At 42.0% G+C, this 7360-nt stretch carries 4 protein-coding genes; 1 reads left to right on the plus strand and 3 read right to left on the minus strand.

Features of this window, described 5'->3' with window-relative positions; genetic code table 11:
- Positions 1-216: 216 nt before the first annotated feature.
- Positions 217-3039 (plus strand): excinuclease ABC subunit UvrA, encoded by a 2823-nt coding sequence (gene uvrA, locus LBQ60_09750; GenBank protein ID MDR2038195.1) that lies wholly within the window; start codon positions 217-219, stop codon positions 3037-3039.
- A 342-nt stretch (positions 3040-3381) separates the two neighbouring features.
- On the opposite strand, the gene LBQ60_09755 is transcribed toward uvrA, so the two are convergent.
- The 3 genes from LBQ60_09755 to LBQ60_09765 all read right to left on the minus strand — a co-directional run.
- Complete coding sequence (locus tag LBQ60_09755; protein ID MDR2038196.1) at positions 3382-4578, minus strand: glycosyltransferase family 4 protein; 1197 nt, start codon at positions 4576-4578, stop codon at positions 3382-3384.
- 9 nt (positions 4579-4587) lie between these two features.
- Positions 4588-5403 (minus strand): hypothetical protein, encoded by an 816-nt coding sequence (locus tag LBQ60_09760; GenBank protein ID MDR2038197.1) that lies wholly within the window; start codon positions 5401-5403, stop codon positions 4588-4590.
- 8 nt (positions 5404-5411) lie between these two features.
- The coding region (locus tag LBQ60_09765; protein ID MDR2038198.1) for an erythromycin esterase family protein at positions 5412-7360 on the minus strand (1949 nt) is incomplete at its 5' end.

Genomic DNA, 7360 nt, shown 5'->3' on the forward strand with positions numbered 1-7360 from the left:
AATAAATATAACACAGATAATTTTTATAGGAAAAATAGTCGTCCGGTCACCAAATTCACCCGGGAAAACCGGATAATTATTGTTTCGTATGAACGATATTTTAACAACGGAAAAATCAGAAGGTGGAAGAACCTGTCATAATTATCCGTATCTTTGCCAGCCCAAAAATTCTGCACGAGCAGTATCTCATAACTTTTAAAGAAGAGGATTATCAGGATGTCGGATTCCGGCCAAACCATAGAGGTGTATGGTGCACGTGAGCACAACCTAAAAAACATAGATGTTTGTATTCCCCGTGATACATTGACAGTCATTACCGGTTTGAGTGGTAGTGGAAAGTCATCATTGGCTTTTGATACCATTTATGCCGAAGGCCAACGGCGTTATATTGAGACGCTATCAGCTTATGCCCGGCAGTTCCTGGGAAATATGGAACGCCCCGATGTGGACAAGATCACAGGACTGAGCCCGGTTATTGCCATCGAGCAAAAGACGGTCAGCAAAAATCCGCGCAGTACGGTGGGAACCATTACAGAAATCTATGATTTCCTGCGTTTGCTTTTTGCCCGCGCTGCAGATGCATATTCCATGAATACCGGAGAACTGATGGTAAAATATACGGACGACCAGATCATCGATCTGATCATCGAGCGTTTTTCCGGCAGGCCTATTTATATACTGGCTCCCATGGTTAAGGGACGTAAGGGGCATTACAAGGAGTTATTCGAACAGATCCGTAAACGGGGCTTTTTATATGCCCGGATAGATGGTGAAGTCCGGGAACTGAAACAAGGACTGAAAGTAGACAGGTACAAACTGCATTATATCGAAACGGTAGTAGACAAACTGGTGGTAGATACCAATGACCGGAAACGGTTGAAGGCTTCAGTACAAACAGCCATGAAAGCAGGAAAAGGGGTCATCCTGGTCATGGATAAAGATACCGGAGAGAACCGTTATTACAGCCGACAACTGATGTGTCCGACAACAGGCTTATCATATAATGAGCCGGCACCACATACCTTTTCTTTTAATTCGCCTCAGGGAGCCTGCCCCCGCTGTAACGGTCTGGGAGAAATTACTGAAGTGGATATGAGTAAGATCATTCCCGATCCCCGTGAAAATATAAGGAAGGGAGGTATTATTCCTTTAGGACCGGCTAAGGCTTCGGTGATCTTCAATCAGGTAGAAGCCATTGCTTCCAAATTCGGTTGTACCCTGAATACTCCGCTCGGAGAATTTCCCGATGAAGCCCTGCAGGCTATTTTGTATGGCACGGAAGGAACTTTTAAGGTGAAAAGTCCTCACGGCGGATTTGAATACCAGATCAATTTTGAAGGGGTAGTGAATTATGTGACACAGGAACATGCCGAAAATCCGTCCAAAAAAGCCCAGAACTGGGCAGGACAGTTTGTCCGCCGGATTGTCTGTCCTGAATGTAACGGAGCCCGCCTGAAACAGGAATCGCTTCATTTCCGTATCCATGATAAAAATATTGCCGAATTGGCAGCAATGGACATCATCACCCTGAGCAAATGGTTCGAAACGATCGAAGACCAGCTGTCTGAGAAACAGAAGCGCATCGCCCATGAGATCATCAAGGAGATACGTACCCGCATCAGTTTCCTGCTGGATGTGGGATTATATTATCTTTCCCTTAACCTCAATTCCCGTAGCCTGTCCGGAGGGGAAAGCCAGCGCATCAGGCTTGCCACCCAGATAGGTTCACAGTTGGTGAATGTATTGTATATTCTGGACGAACCGAGCATCGGACTGCACCAACGGGATAACCGCAGGTTGATACAGGCACTGCAACGGTTACGCGATATGGGTAATTCGGTGATCGTAGTAGAACATGACCGGGAAATGATCCTTTCCGCTGATTATGTCGTAGATATGGGGCCGCTGGCAGGACGAAAAGGCGGAGAAATAGTAGCCGCAGGGACACCGGATAAGATCATGAAGAGTGACTCGCTGACAGCACAATACCTTGATGGCCGCAAATCGATCGAAATACCCAAAGTCCGCCGGGAAGGTAACGGTAAGATACTCCGTATAAAAGGAGCCAAAGGGAATAACCTGAAGAATATCACCGTTGACTTTCCATTAGGAAAATTCATTTGCGTTACCGGAGTCTCCGGAAGCGGAAAATCGACATTGATCAATGATACGCTACAACCGATACTCAGTAAGCATTTCTACCGGTCGTTACAGGAACCCTTGCCATATGACAGCATCGAAGGATTGCCGAATGTCGATAAGGTAATACAGGTAGACCAGTCTCCATTGGGGCGTACACCCCGTTCCAATCCGGCCACTTATACCGGCCTTTTCTCGGATATCCGGGAATTGTTTTCAAAGACGCCGGAAGCCATGATCCGGGGATACAAGCCGGGACGTTTTTCCTTCAATGTCAAGGGAGGAAGATGTGAAACCTGTGGCGGAGCCGGAGTACAGACCATAGAAATGAATTTTCTACCCAATGTATACGTACCGTGTAACATCTGTAACGGAAAACGTTACAACCGGGAAACCCTTGAAGTGAAATACAACGGAAAGAACATCAGTGATGTACTGGATATGACCATCAACATGGCGGTCGAATTTTTCCAGAACCACGCCTCCATATTGCCGCATTTACTTGCCCTGCAACAGGTGGGACTTGGGTACATCAAACTGGGACAACCCTCCACCACTTTGTCCGGTGGAGAAAGCCAAAGGGTGAAACTGGCCACCGAGCTGGCCAAAAAAGATACGGGCAATACTTTTTATATCCTTGATGAGCCTACTACCGGCCTTCATTTTGACGATGTCCGGGCATTGCTTGATGTTCTGAACAGATTAGCGGACCGGGGCAACACAGTAGTCGTGATAGAACATAATCTCGATGTGATCAAGGTAGCCGACCATATCATCGATATCGGTCCTGAAGGTGGTTCGGGAGGAGGAAAACTGATCTGTACCGGAACACCTGAAGAGGTAGCCAGACACAAGAAAAGCTATACGGCAAAATTCCTGAGAGAGGAAGGTATCGGATAGGATCTTTCGAAAAAAGCAACAATCATAAAGATTTATCTTTATTTGTAGAATATAGGATGCGCCTTGGACAAAATTTCAAGCAAGCTTGATTTTGCCTCTTGGCTTTTACTATATTTACAGAAAATAGATCAGATAAGTAATATAAACAATTAATGTCATATTTTCTGAAAACCATTTGATCAATGTCACTTAAGAAAACAATAAATAGCACTGAGTGCTTATCTGCACCATCACCTGTTCCTTGTTAAATATCATCCCAGGTTTGGTCCATAACTTTTCTGCCGGTTCTTCTCTCAATTTATCATCTACAATCATCTTTTTTAGTCCGTAACAGATAATCAATTAATCCGATGAATTCAATGATGCCAGATCTTCATATAAATTGAAAGTAAGATCACACATTATCCCCGTGAACTTTTGATGATATAACCGCCGGAGATTGTTGCTCATTTTTTTTCTTAACTCTTTGTTTTCTATCATTTCAACTATATTTTTAACAAAAATATTTTTGTCGGCATGGAGTCCGGTATCCGGATCAAATACAAGTTGATTAAAGAGCGCTGTTTTCCTGTCTTCAAACATCTCCGATAGTGCATCTACATCCGAAACAATCATGGGTAAGCCAAAAGCAGCCATTTCAATACCTACATAGCTGCACTGCTCATGCAGCGAGGGGATGACTCCAAATGTTGCACTAGCATACAACTTTTTCAGGCTTCCAAGATCGACCTCATTAAAAAACGCTATATCCAGGTGGTGATATTTTGATAGAATAGTCTGTTTTGTAATATGGCAATAGCCGGCAAATTTTATCTTGGGAAAATAACCTGTAGTGCGGACAACTTCACTAACAGCATCTAACAGATCGAATATCCCCTTGTCTTTCGTGATCCTGCCTGCGTAAAGAATGGTCAATTCATCCCTTTTCTTCCGGAAAGGGATGATGTCTATCCCATTGTATATTTTCGTTATTTTCGAAGGATCAGCCTGATGGATCTTTTCCAGAAAACATCTTGCAGATTCCGACATACAAATAATTTTATCCGGCTTGTTGTAGTCAAATCCTGAATTCTCTTCCTTTCTGAATTCATCAAACTGTTCATTCCGGTAAAGCAGTTCCAGCTTTTTATATCTTTCAGGATTATTAGAAACCGAGTATTTCCATGGAATACAGTGTAAAGCAAGCAAATATTTTCCTCCCAGCTTATCTTGTAGGGCCTGTACGACTCCCGGCAAGTCTAAGTGGTTCATGTGCCATACAATATTCTGCCGGGATGATATCCATGGCGACAACAAATGAACAATCAAATCAAGATATAACGGTTTGTACCGCTTGACATTTGCAATATGCCTGGGCAGGTAAAAAAAGGCCGTAAAACAATCGTCTTTGATAATGACTTCCGGCAGGGCCTTATACGTTTGGAAAATCAGGTGATGCACCCTGATATTGTGACGGCTTTTCGATTTAAGCACTTCGCTGTATCGTTCAATACCTGTATAATAGTTGGATACAAGATCCACAATAACCACATCAATCATAATCGTCTGTCAATAAAAAAAGAAAAGGAGCCTTGAGGGTACTTGATCGATATTTGATAACAAAATCAACAATCTGCTGATGGACAGGTTAAAATCCTGTTCATCAAAGTTGAGTTTCATCCGGATGATGGTATCAATGACTTCTTTCGTATCGGTTTTTGTGGAAATTGCCCGGAACAAGCGATCCACCTGGACCATTAAACCGGTTGAACCTTCATCTGAAATGTCCGAGGATTGCAGGTCAATCATCCTGTCAGAGTCATATACAAATTGGTGTAACCTAGGGTCCTTTGCATAATTTGTGATGATAAAACGCCATTTTTTTTGTATGTTTATATCACCGCCGGAACTTAGCCGGATAGCATCCGGTAGATGATCTAACAATACATGGATACACTCATTATTTGAATCCGGAATTTTGTTTACCGATAAAAAATACAACAACAGGTCGCAGATGTTATCCTTTAGATAACTTTCGGACAACACTTGTTTTACGATTTGTTCGTGACTTTCGCCGAACAATTCCCCAAAATCGGCATCAATAAATTGGTTGTCGATCAGGTAATCCAGTATCATCCCAACGCCAACAACCCCTTTATAGCTATAATCGTTGTTGAGAAAAGCCAACGATTCCTGAAAGAATTCAAAAGCATAATTTTCCAAGAAAGCATCTTCCCGAGATAATTCAAACAATGCCAATGCGGCTCCTGCCTTACCCGATAGCCCTGTATAGGCAACTGATAAGCCATCGATGAGAAGATAGTTCTTGATGGATTCAAAAAAAGAATGATGTATTACTAAAGTGGTATTATTCGTTGCACTCATCAGAATAATCAATGAAATTTCAAAAATGATTCTATTCCTTTCCGGTATTTATCCTGATTTGCAATTCCTTTATCTGTATAATAACAATAAATCAGGAATACTTTTTCGTTTTTTCCAATGATAAACACCTGCTTACGCATATAATATTTTCCTGAAAAATAAAAATTCGTATCTGTCCAAATCTCCGCTACACTGTCTGCATTATAGGTTTTTTTTGCATACTCAGCACTTTTTGATTCCCAAATGTCACTCTCGAGGGTACTAAACAGTTTTTCCAGATTTTTTAGCCCCGTCTGATGTTCCTGTCCGGTAGGCATTTCGAGTAACTTACTCCACTCATAAACCCTTACCTCTTCAACATTCTTGTCAGGTAGATGAGATGCCGGGGTAAATAACATCAAACATTCCTTATCTTTTGATTCGAATAATCCAAAAGTAGAAGATTGATCTTCAAGTAAGGAGATATTATCCAAATGAATATGATGGCCTCTCAAATCCTTATACCTGAATTTTTCAGGAACAGTAAGATCCAAGTGATCCAGATCGTTTGGACATGTTTTACTGTAGGGTATATCCTGCAATCTCAGAGAATCGATAAAATGCGAATTGACATAAGAGTTCAATGGGTTTGGCGGGTAACGTGTACTTTCATCAATGTAGACATACGCATCGAAACGGTCTTTTGAAAGAGCGTAAAACTGATTTTTTTCCAACGTGTTGCCGATCATCCGATAGGTATATAAACTGCTGCCCAGATCACTGCTTTTGCAATAAAACCTGTCAAAAGAAACATCCTGCGCCGCTCTTTCAAAACTGCCCTGCACCGGCTGTTCCAACCTTCCTATTCCTTCCAATGCTTCTACATTAAAAAGATCTAACATCTTATATTCTATTGTTCTGATAATGCCTCCTCCTACATGAAAACTGACAGACCAGTAATCATCCGGATAGTTTTCGGCGATGTAGCTCCCCAAACTTCTGATTTTTATCATTTCCCTTACACTGTGCCGTTCATATCCGGTACGGCTTAAATGCAGGCTATGGGCGCAGATGATCGCGCGTTCGTTTTCATCAGGCGCATAGTGCAACAACGCTTTCTGAAAAATTCTCCACATGTAAAGGTCGCGGTCTATATCCCCATACTCGTCATCTTTATTGGTAGGCACCTCGAGTTGCAAAATATCCAACAGGAATCCGTAGTCCTTTTCCTGCATCAACGCTTTTAATTTTTTTTCGGACAGAACCATACCGGCCAGGTTGCGGAATCTGGTACTTGCAGTAGTGTCAAGTTGGTAAAAAGGTTTTTGCGCAAGAGAAATTTTATAGTTCACATTGTCGTACTTCAGGTTGCTCATTTTAAGCATTAACGGTGAAAGGAATTGCTTGTCCCTGCCCAATTTTTGATATGCCAGAAAATAATGGTAAAAATAATTTTGCTCAGAGCGTAAGTCCAGGCCAACAATATGTATCTTATCAGCTTCCTTTCGTGTGGCATTTTCTTTTCGTATTTCATCCAGGAACAGAATAAGGTCTTCATTATCAGTGAAACTCTTCACATCCTCGAAAATAACATTACGATAACTGTACGGATGTATTCCCCGCACATAGAGATCCCAGTTTAAACACCGGTCAACCGGCGCCTCATAACAGACCAGCTTTACGTTTTTATCCAGTAATTTCCGGACAATTTCGGCTTTTTCCCGAAAGAGATTCTGAGAACCATGTACCGACTCGCCAAGTCCGATAATTTTTTTATTTTTCAGTTCGTCCAATCCGGTAATTTTTGTCAATGGGTACAATGATGTTACATTGAGATCAAAGTTAAGCGACCGGAACCATTCATCCAGATTACAATTATTAGCCTCGATACGGGCATCCAATATTTGAAAGGAAACGGTATCGTACCCCAAAGCAGTTCTTTGCCCATCGAGCGTTACCTCTACCAATTCGGCGTCTA

The organism is Bacteroidales bacterium, assembly GCA_031275285.1.
Lineage (GTDB): Bacteria > Bacteroidota > Bacteroidia > Bacteroidales > UBA4181 > JAIRLS01.